Raw genomic sequence first — 17,257 nt, forward strand, 5'->3', positions numbered from 1 at the left:
TTAATCACCCTAAATATACTTCTACATTAACTTCTTTCTTATCTTCAATTAAAATTGTATTTGAATTTACAATTTTTCCGTCAATTTCAATTTTCTTTATTCCATTATTTACATGAGCATCATTAAAAACATTTATGGAATATATTGTGCCTCTAAAAATTCTTTTAATTTTAAAACCATACCACTCTTTTGGAATATGCGGATCGATAACAAGTCCTTCATTTGAAGCTCTGATTCCAAGAATCCAATCAACAATAACTTTTTGATACCACGATGCTGAGCCGGTGTACCAAGTCCAGCCGGCCATTCCGTAATTTGGTGAGTCGGGACCATCAATATTTCCCGGCATTACATAAGGTTCGGCAACATACTTATCTGGATTCATTCCCGAATAAATTGGACACATTTTTTTGAATATATCATATGTAGTTTCGGAATCATTTAATAATGAATAAGCCCAAATTGACCAAGTTGCGGCATGCGAATAAACACCGCCATTTTCTCTTCTTCCCGCAGCATATCTTGAAAGATAACCAATATATTTATCCGGTTTGGAATAGGCGGGCTGCAATAGTAAAGCTCCATTATCACGGATTAAATGTTTTCTCACTGCTTCCATTGCCTGAATTTTTTTATCATTTTCTGCAATATCACTAATCACTGCCCATGATTGCGGATTTAAATAAATTTTTCCATCCTCACATTCTTTGCTTCCTATTTTTTCACCGGAATCTTTTGTCCCACGAAAATACCATTCACCATCCCATGCATGCTGATTAAAAGATTTTTTCAGTTCATCCTTTGCAGAAGTAAATTTATCGAAAATGTCATAATCACCTTTGAAAATTGTATATGGTAAAAATCTTTGAATTACATCATATAAAAATTCTGTAAGCCAAATAGATTCTCCCTTCATATCTAAGCCGACAGCACTCAATCCATCATTCCAATCTCCTGCACCAATAAATGTTAATCCTCTTGGGCTAAGTTTTGAAAGTACTTTATATATTGCCTTCAAACAATGTTCATAAATTGTATTCATTTTTTGTTTATCATCATAATACGGTTCCAAGTGATCAAGAATTTTTAGATCTTTTGTTTCTTGAATATAATGTGAAACAATATACGGCAACCATAAAAGATCGTCAGTCATTTTTGTTTCCAAACCGGTTTCACTTATTGGATGCCACCAATGTAAAACGGTTCCATCACTAATTTGATGACGAGCGTGCAAACGAATTTGTTTTTCTGTTAACTTTGGATCAATCGGCAAATAAACTAAACTATCTTGAAGTTGATCTCGGAAACCAAACGCGCCACTTTGCTGATAGTAAGCAGTTCTTCCCCAAAGTCTTCCAGATATTGCCTGATATCGTACCCACTTGTTAACAAAAATATTCATTGCTTCATCCGGCGTATCAATAACCATAGTGCCTAAAATGTCTTCCCACTTATTTTTTACATTTTGGAACGCAACATTTATTTGATTTTGTTCCCAATATGAATTTACAATTGATTTTATTTCATTTTCAGATTCGGCAAGCCCTAAATAATAATTTACGCTTTCTTCACAACCAGAATTAATTTTTAGATCAATTTTTAATGATGCAATTGAATCATAAAATTTGCCGCAAGTATTTGTCATATTTCCGGTTACAACTGCTTTAGGTTTTTCCAAATTTCCATAGTTTCCCAAAAATGATTCTTTATCACACTCAAATTGAGAAACTTTTTTATTTGCGATAAAATATGCAGAATATGGATAATCTATATTCCAATGCCCTCTATCGCCCAATGGAATATCCCAAATACGTTTTTTTGCAACTATGCCATTTAGATTTTCATTAAACTCAGTTTCTAAAAATTGTTTATGAAATTCACGATGATGATCATTTGAAGAACCTAAAACCCATTCAAAATAATTTATAATTGAAAGATCAATTTCTTCTTCGCTTCCATTTTTTATATTGAAATCCCAAATTTCCAAATTGTTATCAAAAGGGATAAAAATGGTAATTTCAACTTTAACTTTTTTGAACTCAGTAACAAATTTTGTGTAACCGATTCCATGAATACATTTAAAATTATCTAATTTAGTTTTTACCGGATTCCAAGTCGGACTCCAAATTTCATTTGTTTTATTATTTCTTAGATAGAAAAATTTTCCCCAATTATCTTGAATCAAATCTTGATGCCACCTTGTAATTCTGTTGAATTCTGAATGCTCATTCCAGCTAAAGCCGCCGCCGGTTTGAGAAATAATTACTCCGTAATTTCCATTTGAAATTACATTTACCCAAGGTTTTGGTGTTTTAGGATTTTTTATTACATACTCTGAACCATCATCAGAAAAAAAACCATATTTAGTTTCAAATTTTGCCATAGGTAATTACCAATATTTATAAAATGTGATTATGATTATTTGCAAAATAATGTAAGCGTTTACATATTTCTAAACTAACCAAACATTTATTTTTTGTCAAGAAGTTATTTTTTAAGTTTTGAAGTCGAATTGACTCACAATTAAAGTAACCGAAGTTAATTAGGAAAACAATACGTTGCCTCATAATATAAGTAACCGAAAAAAGCGGAAATATTATGAGCAAAAAGTCGAAACAAGAGTATATTGCAGCTATACGAGCAAGATATTTAAGTTCAAATAAGGCAGAAAAACAGAAACTTCTTTATGAAATATGCACTACTTGTGGATATAATAGAAAATATATAATAAGGGTATTGAATAAAAAAGAAATAAAAGGAACCCCAAAGAAAAAAAGCCGGCAGAAAGAAAAAATTTGCTCACAATGAGATAATAGCAGCATTAAAGAATATTTGGAAATCAACTAATCTTATTTGCTCAAAAAGATTAAAATATGCAATACCACTATGGCTTCCATTTTATGAGGGAGAACTAACAGAAGAAAATAGAAAACTTCTTCTCAGAATTTCACCAGCAACAATAGACCGACTCTTAAAACCGATTAGGAATAAATTTAAGAAAAAAGGATTATCAACAACCAAACCGGGTTCTTTAATCAAAAACAAATTCCAATAAAAACAAACCAGTGGGATGAGAGTTCCCGGGATTTATTGAAGCAGATACCGTAGCTCATTGTGGAGACTCGATTACTGGTAGTTTTGTCTATACAGTTAACACTGTTGATATTGCCTCCGGATGGACTGAAGCACGTGCTATATGGGGCAAAGGACAACAAGGAACTTTTAAGGCTATTGAATCTATTGAGAATTCTCTCCCTTTCAAAGTTCTTGGTTTTGATTCTGATAACGGTGGTGAATTTCTTAACTGGCATCTATTGGCTTACTTCACGAAACGTAAACAACCGGTTGACTATACTCGTTCACGAGCTTATATGAAAAACGATAATGTACATATTGAAGGTAAAAATTGGACTCACATCAGGCAATATTTTGGTTATCATCGCTTCGATAATATTAAAATTGTTGAGCTGATGAATGATATTTTTACTAATGAATGGTCTTTGTTTTTTAACTTCTTTATTCCTTCTTCTAAAATTATTTCCAAAGTTCGCGATGGCTCTCAAGTTATCAAAAAACACGATCAGCCTAAAACCCCTTTTCAAAGAATTTTAGACTCTACGGTTGTCTCTAAGAAAACTAAAATCCTCTTGACAAATAAACACACAAAATTAAATCCCTTTTTGCTACAAAACTCAATCTCTCGTAAAATAAATGAAATCTTGAAGTTGATTTGACGTTATCAACATATTAACAAAGAAAGAAAAAAGTAGCAAAAAAAGAAAGAAACAATTATTATTACTTTTTATTATCTATTTGGAATTTTTATGAACTCTTTTTTCAACATTTTTTCTTTACCATAGTTACCTTTTATTTTGAGGCAACTGGAGTTTGGTTTAAAGATTGAACAAAAGTCTAACTAAGCAGTATTGGGTTAATTAAACTTTTAAGTTACAAAACTTCAGTTTAGAAAGGAAAATCTTTGTTCTTCTTTTTGTTAGTGTTTATTTTCTCCGGATTTGTACAAAATATACTATCACCAAAATAATATCTATGATTACAGCCTTTTTCATTTTCTAAACAAATAATTAATTTGTTATCACAGATTGCTTTTGATTTACATAATTGGAATTTTGTTTTAGGTTTAGAAGATTCAAAATTTAATTGGGACATATTTACTTTCCTGCTTTAAATTATTTTTATTTTCCCGACCCAAGAAAATTAAATGTGCATGTAAAATTGACTTGAAAATTAGATAAATTTTAAATATTTCCAAATGAAAAAGTATAATAAAATTTATTTTTTTTCTAAATTTATAGAGATATGAATTATTCAAATTATTACGGAGAGAATATTTTTACGAAAATTTTAAAAAAAGTCCTCCGAAATTTTCAATATCCTATAATCTAATAATTTCGGAGGCACAAGGGGGTAATACAAATACGTTTAAAACGTACAATGAAATTATAGAAAATATTTCATTTCAAAAAATCAGTATAAATACTTATATACAAAATTTTTTATAAAAATAATTTTTTATTCCATTATTGCACATAAATGGAATTTTTCTTTTATAAAACTTATTAATCTCAAAATATTTATTTATCAAAATAAATTCGTAAGTACAAATACTTACAATACAAGTAAAAATATTTTCAAATAACATAAATTGATAAGTATTAGTACTGATTTATTTTTTTTGTTTTTCAATTAGCTTTCCTAATCAACAAAAAGGAGTTAATATGAAAAAATTAAAATTTATTATTGCATTTTTACTAATTTTATCAAGTACTTTAATATGTCAAGAAATTGGGGAAATTTTCATTTGGGAGGAAGCAGAAAAAATGTTTGGAAATGTTTTAGAAGAACAATCAATTACAACTGAGGCATTAAAAAATGTACTGAAAAATACGATAAATAGTGTTATGTTTAATGTAAATAATTCAGAGTTGACAATTTTGGGTGATAACAGAAAAGCATTGTACTTTACTGATTCTTATTCTGAAAATAATGAGATTTTTCATTTATTCAGTAAAAGTAAACTTGAAGAACTTTTAAATCTTGGGAATAAGGAAATTTGTTTATTTCAGAAAAGAGAAAAAGCATATACTATTCAAAATGGTCAATTTATTTTAGAATACTCTATTCCTTGTCCGCCAATATGTAACTAATGAAAACTTGGGAAATTATTGCTTATTTTTCTGTATTTATTTGGACGATAGTTCCAATTTTCTATCGTTCAAATAAACATTTTTATTTTTTTCTTCTTTTTGCAATTAACGATTTGTCTTCAGTTATAATAGATATATTATTTAGTTTTTCTACGACAGCACTTTGGATTCCTTCAACATATTTAATTGTACTAAGTTTAGATAAAGATTTTTTTTTCAAACACAAATATTTTATAGGAATAGGGCTAATAATTTCTATTTTTCTTGGATTTAACTCATCCATTACTTTTCATATGTACTTTGTATTAGCATCCCAAATAATTCTATTTATTCTTTTTTCAAGATTTCTGATTTCTATTTATTTAGATGAAAATAGGATAGATATTTTTTATCTAACTATGATTTTTTATGAAGCATTAACAATTTTTAAAATAATCGCTTTTCTAAATCAACTTAGTTCGGGTTTAAATATTTATTTTGCAACTAATGCAATTCAGATTTTGATAGGTTTATTTTTAATTTATATTAGCATTAGGAGAAAAAATAATCGAGATTTGGAAGGTAACGAAGTTTTATATGAATAATAAATTTTCATTTCTTCATATTTTTTAAAACTGCATATCTTATTAGTTGTCCAACAGAATTAAATCCAAGTGTATTCATCATTCTATAACGGTGTGTTTCAACAGTTCTTTTAGAAATTTTTAATTCTATGCTAATTTGCTCTGTTGTTAAACCTTCACCAATTAAGTTTAAAATCTCAAATTGCTTATTTGTTATTCCATTTATTGATTTTTGTTTTTCTTTCTTTTCAATTTGTTCAAATCTTCCAATTATTTCTGCAAGCTCAATGTCACTTTTGTTTACGAAATATTGTTTACCTTTGTTTACAACTTTAATGGCATTAACAAGTTCATCACGCATGCTGTTTTTGCTTATAAGACCTAATCCCCCGGCTTTTAAAATTGAATAAATAAAATCATCGCCCAAATACTGCGAAAGAAACAAAATTTTTGCTTCTTTAAATTTATTTATAATTGTCGATGCAGCTTCCGGTCCGGATTTTATAGGCATATTTATATCTGAAACAATTACATCCGGCATTAGCTCAAAAAATTTTTTTTCTAAAGTTCTTCCGTCTTCAGCTTCTCCAACAATTATAATATCCGGTGAATCTTTTAAAAGGCTAATTATTCCTTCTCTAAATAAATTATGATCATCTGCAAGTAAAACTCTTATCATAAAACTCGCTCCTCAAAAAACTTAATAAAAATTGTTGTACCTTCGCCAGGAGCTGAAATTATATTCATTTTTCCATCATAATTTTCTGCTCTCTCTTTAATATTTAGCAATCCTAAGGATGATTTTCCTTCTGTGAAATATTCATTAACATTAAAACCAATTCCATCATCGGAAATTACTAGTTTAATTTGTTCATCATCTTGAATAAGTTGAATAAAAAACTCTGAACAATTTGCATGTTTTATAATATTACTTATGCTTTCTTGGCAAATTCGATAAATATTTAGTTCATGCTCTTTATTTAGTGAACCCAATTTGTAATTTGTTGTTAAGTAACCTTTAATGTGATCTTTACTATTTATTGCATCAATAATTGATGTTAATCCGGCAACAAGTCCAAACTCATTTAAAATTCTCGGTCTTAATTGATGTGAAATATCTCTAATTTCCACAGCCAATTCATCAATTAAATTTATCATTTTTACAATTTCAGTATTATGATTAATTTTATTTTCACTTTGCAGATTTTGTAAATTAAGTTTTAACATTAATAAATTTTGACCAACACTATCATGCAGCTCTTTTCCTAATCGATCTTTTTCTTCTTCATTTAAACTCTCAACTTTTGATTTAAGCTGCTTAAGACTTTCTTGATTTTTCTTAATTAAAGTTTCATATTCAATTCTTTGAGTAATATCTCTTAAATAAATATGACTAAATCCAAATGGTTCTATTTCTTTTGTAACGGCACTATAAAATTTATTTCGATAAGAAATTTCAACTGATTTTTCATTCAGCATATTTTCCTTAAAATTTCCGAAAATATCAAATACGTTTTTTCCTAATAACTTTTTTCCAAATTCATTTTCTGCACAATTATTTAATTCTATTATAATAAAATTTTTATCAATACGAATTACCGGATCCGGATCAACTTCGGCAAATAATGCCATTAATTTTAAATTTTTTAACTCAAGTTCAGCTTTATTTTTTCTTAGCGGACTTATATACTCTTTCTTAATCAGACTAATAACTATAACCAATAAAACAATTATTGTAACCCCATAAATTAATGGGTTATCTAAAGTATAAAATACGCTGAAAATATCTGTTGGTTCCATAAAAATATTTAATTAACTCATTTTTTTAAACAAATAAAACTATAAGTATAATTACTTACAATTTTTAAATAAATTATATTTTTGTATAAAAATAATTAAAAGTGAACGAAAAAGAGAAAATAATTTCTGATTTAATGCGTAAGTATTTCTACTGATTTTATTCTAAAAATCCTTGTCTATATTTTCATGGTTTTGAAATCTCTTGGTAAATAAATGATAAAAAGACGAGTTTTAAGAAGCCGAAAAGAAAACGGAGATATCATAGCTCTTGGAAATCCATTTGAATATTGGAATCCAAAATTTAAGAATGATATTATTGATGAAATTGAAACCGGACTTTATAATTATTTTGTTGAATTAGATGACAACACAGAAATTGAAGTAAAAGTTATAATTGAGAATGAACAAAAATATTTATCTACAGATCCTGATCAAACAACTTTAAACTTTTTATTTAATTTGCCGGATTGTTAAACAAATAGTAAAATATAAAAAAGAATAAATAATTCATAATATTGTATATAACAAAAAATAAAATGAAGTTTTCTTGTAGAAATAATTTACTTTTTATATCTTAAGTTCAATTATAATTAGATATTATTTATGATACTTATCACATTTTAATATTTAACTATTAGTTATCTTGTTTTTAATGTTCATTTATTTTTTTAATTGATTAATTTAGCATCTTAAATAATGAAAGAATTTAGTCTTCTACATTTAATACAAAAAACAAAAAATGAAACTCTAACTCAAGCTGAGATAAATTTCTTAATCGAATATTCTTTAAAAATTGCCATTTCATTCCTAAAAAATAATTATAAATCAAAAATAAATCATAGTTTGTATTATCAAGATACAATTGAAGATCTTGCGATTGATTCAATTGTTCCTTTATTCATAAAGAATAATTCGGGAATACTTGGATTAAAAAGATCGCTTGAAAATTGGTCAACTCCAATTGATGATGGAATTAATGCCGAATTCTTTATATCTAAAATTGTATGGAAAAGAACAGATCAAACATTGACAAATTTATTAAAAGAAAAAGACCCGTTTTTCGAAAAAATACTTAAAACATTAAGTCTTTGCGTAGCTAAAAATGATTTGAAAAAATTAAGATATTTCGGAACGGTTTATATTGTTCAAGATAATCTAACTGAATTAAATAGTAACTTAATCAAATATGATTCATTTAAAAATATTCCATCTGAAATTTTTGGATATAAACAAATAGTTCTTTTTGATAAATTATTTGAATATATAAAAACAAAAACTGAATATACGCCGGCAATTCCGTTAAACCTACTTGTTAAGAGGATAAAAGAATTTCATATTGAAAAATCAAAAATAGAAGAAATAGAATTTTCAACCGACGATAATAGCTTTATATATGATGAAATAATTAATACCGGATTAAATTCGCTTCAAGAAAAAATTGATACTTTCTATATTCCTAACGGAAGATTGTCAAAGGATGATTCAGAATTATTGATGGCATCTTTTGAAGATATTACAAAAGATATGTTAAACGGCGGAATGAGCGGAAGTTTATTTGATTACTTAAAATTTAGAAAAAATACTCTCACCTCAGAACAATTTTATAATAATTATCATACAATTATGAATAATTTGTTAAAAAACCTAAAAAAGACTCTTACTGAATTTGTACAATAAATCTTACAATCCATCTGATATTCAATTTCTGAAATAATTAAAAGCTAATTTCCTTAGAATTTTCAATTATTAATCTAAATTCTCGCTAAAATTTTAACATTTCTTTTATCTTGACAAATTTATTATTTTCTATTTTTTTCTCTAAGTTATTATAAAATAATCAATTACAGAAAACAAACTGTTACAAACTTTATCTACGACTTTACTTTATATTAATTTTCTAAATTATTTATTTGCAATAAGTTATAATTTATATTATTTTACTTTTATTCAAATAATTTTTTGTTCTATATCTCTAAACATTATGCTGAAATATTCGAATATAAGCAGACACCTTGAGGAGGAAAAATGGGGAATATAGATTTTTTATTTCTTACAATATTAATTGTTTTATTTCTGATAGTAAATTTTGTTTACAAAAGATTTCCTAGAAGTAATGAAAAATTATTAAAATTATTAACAGACGATAAAATTTAATTTAATATTGGGAGAAAATTTGGAAAAATTAAATATTATTCAAAAAAATATTCTAATGGAAGAAAATGTAAAGGATTTTGTTGCTAATACTTTATTCATTGAAGATCAGCACATCCAAGATGAAAAAAAGAAAAAGAAGTTAACAATGATTGGATTAGTTTCCCTATACATTTTACTTATAACAGTCTCTTTAACATTGCTAAGTTAGTATTTTAGTTATTTAAAAATAAAAAGGTGATATTAAATCACCTTTTTACTAAAAATTATTTATTAACATATCATTTTTGCGGTTCTACTGTAGACTTTGATTTACTTTTTGCCTTTCCGTTCTGATTATGACCATTTCTTGCATAAATATAAGCATATTTATAATACGATCCGTAGCTATTTTGTAATTCAAAATTATTAAGTAATGCGCCTATGAATGAACTGCTAGCACCTGCTTTAAGCAAAGTAACCGCTTTGGTCATTAATTCAGAATCGGTACTATTGGCAGATACAACTAGAATAGTCTCATCAACCAATCTTGAAAGAATCTCAGCATCCGTTACTGTAAGAATCGGCGGTGAATCAATTATAATAATATCAAATTCATTTGTCAACTTTCTTAAAAATGATTTCATCCCTCTCGAATCTAAAATTTCAGATGGATTTGGCGGAATTGTTCCGGCAGTAATAAAAGAAAGATTTTCGACACCGGATTTTCTTTCTATTTCTTCGAATGATGCTCTACCAATAAAATAATCTGTAAATCCCGGAAATCTCTTTTCATTAAAAATACTGTGAACTCTTGGTTTTCTAAGATCGCAATCAAGAATTACTGTGCGCTTATTTGCCATTGCAAAACTTCCCGCAAGATTAACAGCAATCGTTGATTTTCCTTCTCCTGGAGCTGATGATGTAATTAAAATAGATTTTGCTTCTCCATCTACCATCGAATATCTTATTCTTGTTCTGATAGCCTTAAAAGCCTCACTTGCAACGGAATCCGCATTATCCGAAATAATAAACTCTTTTCCTTTTTTATTTGCTTCACCGCTAATTGTTTTAACTTTCGGAACCCAACCAAGCAAATTGATATTTTTATCTTCAATATCTTCTGGACTTTTAATTCTTCTATCGAAATAATTTAATACAAGTGCATAACCAATTGCTAATCCAATTCCCAACACTAGCCCAATTAAAATAATTAGTTTTCTATTTGGTTTAGCCGGTTCCTTGGGAGTTCGCGCAAAATTTAGAACCAGAACTGATCCTGTAGTTGACTGTTCATTAATTAACGCTTCTTGAAATTTTTCTTCAAGTAGTAAATAAAGTTTTTCATTTGCCAATTGTTCTCTTGTTAATCTTGCCAAACCGATTGTTTTTTCGGGTAATGTTGTAAATCTGTTTTCGTAGCCGTTTAGAAAACCTTTTAATTTGTTAAAAGAAGCTTCATGAGCATTATATTTTACTTGTTCTTCAAATATTTTTTGCGTCAAGGTTTTAATTTCTTCCGGACTTGCAGCAAGAATAGTATTTTTATACTCCAGCATACTTTCTTTTAATTTCTTTTTTAAATCAGTTAATTTATCATCATGCTGTTTAATTAATTGAGGATTATTAGCAGAATTTTTTGAGGAATTTGATAGTGCTATATCTCTCTGAGTTTCAACTTCTGCAATTTGTTCTTGCAATCTCAATAAATAAGGTTCAGCAGTTTTATTTTCAAGATATTCAGAAATTGTTGGATCTTTTTTCTTTAATTCAGCTTTATATTGGTTAAGATTTTCCTTAGCAATTGAAAGTTCGACTTGAGCAGAGTTTACCTTTGTTTCTAAATCTGTAATAGTTTCAATTAAAGATTTTGCTTGTTCCCCAAGTTCTACAACTCCGCCTTTTCTCTGGAATTGTGTTAAATTATCTTCAGACTGAATTAATTGATCAAGTTTTTCATTTTTTTGATTGAATAAAAATTCTTTTACTTTTGAAACTTGTTTTCTATTATCTAAAAGGTTGAATTCTCTATAAACTTTAGTATATGTGTTAGCAATTAATGATGCTTCATAAGGCGAAGGTGATTCAACAGAAATTTCAATAAAATCTAATCCCCTTTTTTGCTCAACAGAAACTTTACTTGAAAGAATTTTTAAAATATCATCATAGGATTTAAGTCCTTTTTTCTTTTCGCCAAAATAATCCTTGTCAACTACAAGCGAAAACATTTCATTATTATCAGAAGTAATGAATGAGTCCATTATTTCAGTTGCAACTTGTTCAGTAATAGTAATATTTTTTATAGTTTCAATTTCGTTTGCAATAAACCTATCAGCTTGGTTACCGCCGCCAAATTCCGGCAGAAAAGAAGATGCATCCAAAATACTGCCTTGTGGCTCGGAAATTTTAAGAACTGTACTTGCCTGGTAAATATCAGTTGACGATGCAGCATATATTATCGATAGTACCAAAATTGTTAAAGAGATTATCATAACACTTATTAAATGTTGCCTGATTATATTTACATAATCCTTAAGGCTGTGAGTTTCCTCTTCTGCAATTAAATCTTTTAAGTACGAGTTTTCACTACCGTTTGAATTATTATTTTGTAAAGCCAATTTTTACTCCTTAACCAATTATTTTGTATTGTTTATGGTTAGTATAAGCACAGATAAGGCGCTTAAAACTGAAATAACAGAAAGTGACATGCTTAACCAATCTAAGAAATATAATCTTGGTTCACCGGGAATTACAAGAATATCACTTGGTTTAATGGTCGGGACTTTTTTATATTTCCCATCTAATCCATCTTCCCACATTAAATCATTAAAATCAAAAGGAATCATTACTTCTTTATTATTTTCAATTCTGTAAATTCTTAGTTCATCCAAATTTGAATCGTCTGTTGGTCCTCCGACAAACGAAATTAAATCCACAATGCTTGTGTATTCGGGAACAATATATCTACCAGGATATCTTACAAAACCCCAAACAGAAACATTAATATTAACAGCCTCAGGATCTGAATAGTCATAAAATCCGCCGTAAATACTTCTCCTTGCATTTTCTGCCCACTGGGTACCTAATTCATAATCTCTAACTTGGGAAAAATTTGTTGTCTGAAACACAACGAAAATTAAAATAACTTTATAAAATAATTTCATTATACTACCTATTTATTTAGGATTTATTAAAATTAAAATAATTTATTATTGTTGAAATATTCTTAGCGAAAAGATACAAATTTTTTATAAAAAAGAAGTGTAAAAATAAAAATTTATGTCTTATAATAATTCAATTGTCTCTTTATGAAAATATATTAAATTCCATATCCTAAGGTAATTGAAAAATCTCTAAATAGTGTTGTATTGTATTTTCCAATATCTACCTTTTGTTCAAACTCAATATACTGAAAGTGAGCCTTCACCCATAGCTCTGGTATAATTTCATATTCTGTATCAATGCCAAAATATGAATAATTTTTTCTATCCCTAATATTATCAGTAAAAAGAAAATGCGGCTGTGGAATTGTAACTTTATAGGCTCTGTTGCCAAGTGCCTCGGTACCTTTACGGATATACTGAGCCCACAATTTTAATTTAAATCCTCTAAAAAAACTATAATCCAATGCCCAGTAAAACATATCAGCATTGTCTCCAATCCAATGCCCCATTAGCGAAGACGAGCTCTCATAAGTTAATGTTGGAATAAAATGCCTGTATTCACCTGGATATATTTTTGTATATTCTAAAGTTAATCCAAGATTATTTATCGGAAGATCAATTACATTACCACCAAATGTAAATGCCATTTTATAATATTGTGATTTGGGATCGAACAATCCATCAGGTGTTAATTCATCAGCATGAAAATTTGAGTAAAGATGAGTATTTGGAATATGATTTCTTGAACTAAGCGAAAGGAAAAGCTGCGTGCTTGAACCTGCATAATTACTATTCCTCATCAAATATTCGTCGGCTAAATCAAAAAACATAATTGGAATTAGATAAAGGACCTGTATTTTATCAGCATAGACAACTGATTCACCTAATGAAAATTCTAATCCTTTAATGGGATAAAAAGTAAAAGAGTGCAGGGCAATAAACTTTGAAATATATCCAAATCTATCCGTATTACCATAATCGTTATAACGCCATGTAGAATAGTATGAATTTGAATCGATTACGTCTGTGTTAAGCCAACCATGAATATAATTAAAGCTAAACCAATCTGCTGGTTTTAAATCCAAGCGTAAATACGGAAATGACGGCGCTTTATCTGATAAAACAATTTTACCCCTTTCACCATAACCCCAATTTAAATTATTTTTCCCAATTGTAAATGAACCCCAATTCCATCTCAGACCAAGATCAACATTAACTGCAGGGTATTCAAGTCTTTCTGAGTCAGAAAAAAGAAGATCAATAGATGTTTTATTGGAGAAATTATTATATAACGGATGAATATAACTTGGTGTCTGCCTTGTTTGTTTTAATTCAAAATTAAAACCTAGAACACCGCCGAATTCCCCGTTAAATTTTACTCCGGCAAATAAATTATTGTACTTTTCCTTTTCCCAATTTCCATTTTCATAACCAATTAACGGACTAACATTTAACCTCATTTTACTGTTTTCATAACTAAAAAATCTCAAGCGATTGTAATTATCTTTTTCAAAAAATGCTAACTGTTCTTTTTCATTCAAATCATTATTCACAACATCATTCGTCCTTATTTCAAACTCCCAGCTTTTATCCAGCAAATCTCTTTGCTTTTTTTCATCATTTGTTATTTGATCATTTTCATTTGTTATTTCTTCTTTATTGTTTGTTATTTGTTCACTGTTATTTGTTTTTTGTTCTTCGTCATTTTCTTTTTCTCCTAACTCCTCACTTCCTTCTTCTTCACTTTTCCCTTTTAACATTTCTTCTGACTTCTGACTTCTGACTCCTGACTTCTGTTTCATTATTTCATACCCAAATTCCTCTTCATAAAATTCTAATTCATCTTTCTGTAAACTTGTCAACAAAGTAAAATTATTACGCGTTTCAATCAATTTTTCTGCAATATATCTTCTTGAAAGAGGCTTAACCAAATCTTCATAATGAATTATACCTTTCTGACTTAAATGTGAAAGAAAAGAATATACATTATCATCCAATTTAACATTTGAGATTTGTCCATAGTTAAATGTTGAAGTAATTAATAACAAAAATATTACATATGATTTAATTATCGATTTCATTCAGTCCTTTATTTTGTTTCAAATCTAAATTAATGATAAAATATAATGTGTCGATCTTAAGTGAAAAAGTAAAATTCATTTGCTATTCAATCTCACCAATGTAAATAAAAAAGATTTTTTAAGAAATTAATTGGCATAATAATTATCGAAAGTTACCGGATTTATTAATAGCAATCTGAAAAGAATTAAATGTTTCAAATACGATTATGTGGGTTTAAATATTTTTAATTTTATTTTTTAGTTGTAATAAATGAATTGGAATTTATTGGTTCGATACTTTGATGGGTAAATTCCGGGACTATTACAGCAAAGGCTTTTACAATTTCTTCAGGTGTATATTTATTACAATTTTCAATTAAATTATTTATTTTCTGTTCAAGATCCGAAGGAATAAATGAACTGGAATTTTTTGCAAACATTATTTTATCATGTTCGGTTCTTAAATAGTCTTCACCATCCTTAAATAATTCCTCAAACATTTTTTCCCCGGGACGAAGTCCGGTAAACTCAATATCAACATCTATTCCCTCTTCTAATCCTGCAAGCCTGATTACATCTTTAGCCAAATCTAAAATTTTAACAGGCTCTCCCATATCAAGGACAAATATTTCTCCCCCTTTACCTAAAACCGAAGCCTGCAGAACCAATTGAACTGCTTCCGGAATCGTCATAAAATATCTTGTAATTTCGGGATGTGTAATTGTTAACGGACCGCCTCTTTCAAGCTGGCGCTGAAATGTTTTTATTACACTTCCTCTGCTACCCAAAACATTTCCAAATCTTACTGCCTTAAAGTTTTTACTATGTTCCAATGCCGCTTTTAGAACAATCATTTCTGCGACACGTTTTGAAACTCCCATTAAATTAGTTGAATTTACAGCTTTATCAGATGAAATAAGAATGAAGTTTTGTACGCCATACTTAACTGAACAATTAATTAAATTTCGAGTGCCTAGTAAATTGTTAGTTACAACTTCGGATGGATTATTTTCCATTAAAGGCACATGTTTATGTGCGGCGGCATGAAAAATTACATCAGGCTTAAATTCTTCAAAAATAATATCCAGACGCTGAAAATCTTTTATGTCTGCAATTCTGCTTATAATATTTGTGTGTACTATTTTTCTCAGAATATTAACATCTTTTATGAATTTTAATTCTTCTTCAATTTCAAAAATTGAATTTTCTCCATGCCCCAATATAATTAGTTTTGAAGGGTTGCTCTTTAGAATTTGACGGCAAAGCTCGCTTCCGATCGAACCGCCGGCTCCGGTTAATAAGATAATTTTCCCTTTCAAAAGTTCGTTTACTTTTTGAATATCGGTTTTAATTGGCAGCCTTCTTAACAAATCTTGAATTTGAATTTTTCTCAATTTGCCAATATCAACTTTACCGCCAAGGATTTCATTTATACCAGGAACAGTTAATGTTTCTAAATTATTTAATCGTGCCGTTTCCAAAATATTTCTGATAACTTTTCCTGAAGCCGTTGGAATTGCAATAATTACCTTTTTAATTTTAAATTGTCTTGCAATTTTTCCCATATCGTCAATTTTTCCAACAACAGGAACACCTCTTATTCTAAGCTTTAATTTTGAAGGGTCATCATCCAAAAAAGCAACTGGCGTCATCTTCAAATTATTATTTTTTTGTAATTCCTGCGCAACAGAAGCGCCCGCTGAGCCTGCACCGACAATCAGAACGTATGCGCCAAATGATTCCAAAGAAACTCTTCTTTCGTCTATTCTTTCAAAAAATCTGATGCTGAATCTTGCAGAAGCAACCAGAAGCATTACAAGTGTGCTCTCAATAAACGGAAACGAAAACGGTAATACAAAAAAAGGTAGTGTGTGAAAGGATCTTAAAATAACAAATACTATTGATTCAATTAAAACAGTGTTTACTGCAATATAAATAAGTCTTGCCAGTTCATCAATGCTTGCTGTAGCCCAAAACCTTCTATATAAATCAAAAAAGTAAAATACTGTAAGTTTAATTACGGAAAAAACTACCGTGGAATAAATAATTGCGGTTCCGTATTTGTCTAAATCTATATCGCCGTCTAAGCGCATAAACATGGTTAAATATGGCGCTATCAGACATATTAATAGATCAATAATAAAAAAATGTCTGTTTCGTAATTGTTTTGTAAAATGTGCTAAACTTTTATATGGCATAAAAAATAAACTTAAAATCCGTTATTAAAATAAAAATTAAACTTATCTACAATTTTCATAGCAAATAATTATAGTTGCTCTTATTTGTTAGGTTTTACTCTGAATACAATTTAAATAAATTACAACTGAAACAAAATAAATATAAATCACTATTTAAGAAATCTTAAGATACTA

General features: G+C 28.4%; 12 protein-coding genes and 1 pseudogene. 6 read left to right on the forward strand and 7 right to left on the reverse strand.

Going from position 1 to position 17,257, the window contains the following annotated elements; genetic code table 11:
- Positions 1 to 4 precede the first annotated feature (4 nt).
- A complete protein-coding gene (locus IPH62_17535) occupies positions 5 to 2,383 on the reverse strand; it encodes a glycosyl transferase family 36 (protein MBK7107078.1) in 2,379 nt (792 codons plus the stop codon).
- 215 nt (positions 2,384 to 2,598) lie between these two features.
- Between IPH62_17535 and IPH62_17540 the strand changes: the two are divergent.
- From IPH62_17540 to IPH62_17550, 3 genes and pseudogenes are all read left to right on the forward strand, one after another.
- Positions 2,599 to 3,734: pseudogene (locus IPH62_17540) on the forward strand (integrase).
- 1,005 nt (positions 3,735 to 4,739) lie between these two features.
- Positions 4,740 to 5,168 (forward strand): hypothetical protein, encoded by a 429-nt coding sequence (locus tag IPH62_17545; GenBank protein ID MBK7107079.1) that lies wholly within the window; start codon positions 4,740 to 4,742, stop codon positions 5,166 to 5,168.
- A complete protein-coding gene (locus tag IPH62_17550) occupies positions 5,168 to 5,752 on the forward strand; it encodes a hypothetical protein (protein MBK7107080.1) in 585 nt (194 codons plus the stop codon). The genes IPH62_17545 and IPH62_17550 overlap by 1 nt, the downstream gene beginning before the upstream one ends.
- A 7-nt stretch (positions 5,753 to 5,759) precedes the next feature.
- Here the strand turns inward: IPH62_17550 and IPH62_17555 are convergent, their stop codons facing one another.
- Together IPH62_17555 and IPH62_17560 are read right to left on the reverse strand one after the other, a co-directional pair.
- Positions 5,760 to 6,410 carry a response regulator transcription factor gene (locus IPH62_17555; protein MBK7107081.1) on the reverse strand — a complete coding sequence of 217 codons (651 nt, stop codon included), beginning with the start codon at positions 6,408 to 6,410 and terminating at the stop codon, positions 5,760 to 5,762.
- Entirely contained in the window at positions 6,407 to 7,531 is a 1,125-nt protein-coding gene (locus IPH62_17560; GenBank protein MBK7107082.1) for a sensor histidine kinase, read from the reverse strand. The genes IPH62_17555 and IPH62_17560 overlap by 4 nt, the downstream gene beginning before the upstream one ends.
- A gap of 213 nt (positions 7,532 to 7,744) precedes the next feature.
- Here IPH62_17560 and IPH62_17565 point away from each other — a divergent pair, with 213 nt between their 5' ends.
- The 3 genes from IPH62_17565 to IPH62_17575 all read left to right on the forward strand — a co-directional run bounded on the left by IPH62_17565 (position 7,745) and on the right by IPH62_17575 (position 9,893).
- Positions 7,745 to 8,005 carry a DUF3892 domain-containing protein gene (locus IPH62_17565; GenBank protein MBK7107083.1) on the forward strand — a complete coding sequence of 87 codons (261 nt, stop codon included), beginning with the start codon at positions 7,745 to 7,747 and terminating at the stop codon, positions 8,003 to 8,005.
- Positions 8,006 to 8,227: 222 nt separating this feature from the next.
- Entirely contained in the window at positions 8,228 to 9,208 is a 981-nt protein-coding gene (locus IPH62_17570; GenBank protein MBK7107084.1) for a hypothetical protein, read from the forward strand.
- 496 nt (positions 9,209 to 9,704) lie between these two features.
- Entirely contained in the window at positions 9,705 to 9,893 is a 189-nt protein-coding gene (locus IPH62_17575) for a hypothetical protein (GenBank protein MBK7107085.1), read from the forward strand.
- Between the two features lie 70 nt (positions 9,894 to 9,963).
- Here the strand turns inward: IPH62_17575 and IPH62_17580 are convergent, their stop codons facing one another.
- The 4 genes from IPH62_17580 to IPH62_17595 form a co-directional block, all read right to left on the reverse strand.
- The gene (locus IPH62_17580; protein ID MBK7107086.1) at positions 9,964 to 12,279 is read right to left on the reverse strand and encodes a polysaccharide biosynthesis tyrosine autokinase; all 2,316 of its coding nucleotides are present in this window, start codon (positions 12,277 to 12,279) and stop codon (positions 9,964 to 9,966) included.
- Between the two features lie 18 nt (positions 12,280 to 12,297).
- The gene (locus IPH62_17585) at positions 12,298 to 12,825 is read right to left on the reverse strand and encodes an SLBB domain-containing protein (GenBank protein ID MBK7107087.1); all 528 of its coding nucleotides are present in this window, start codon (positions 12,823 to 12,825) and stop codon (positions 12,298 to 12,300) included.
- Positions 12,826 to 12,980: 155 nt separating this feature from the next.
- The gene (locus IPH62_17590) at positions 12,981 to 14,906 is read right to left on the reverse strand and encodes a hypothetical protein (protein ID MBK7107088.1); all 1,926 of its coding nucleotides are present in this window, start codon (positions 14,904 to 14,906) and stop codon (positions 12,981 to 12,983) included.
- A 230-nt stretch (positions 14,907 to 15,136) separates the two neighbouring features.
- Positions 15,137 to 16,984: a polysaccharide biosynthesis protein gene (locus IPH62_17595; GenBank protein ID MBK7107089.1), complete on the reverse strand. Its 1,848-nt coding sequence runs from the start codon at positions 16,982 to 16,984 to the stop codon at positions 15,137 to 15,139.
- Positions 16,985 to 17,257: the final 273 nt, after the last annotated feature.

This window comes from Ignavibacteriota bacterium, assembly GCA_016708125.1.
GTDB lineage: Bacteria > Bacteroidota > Ignavibacteria > Ignavibacteriales > Melioribacteraceae.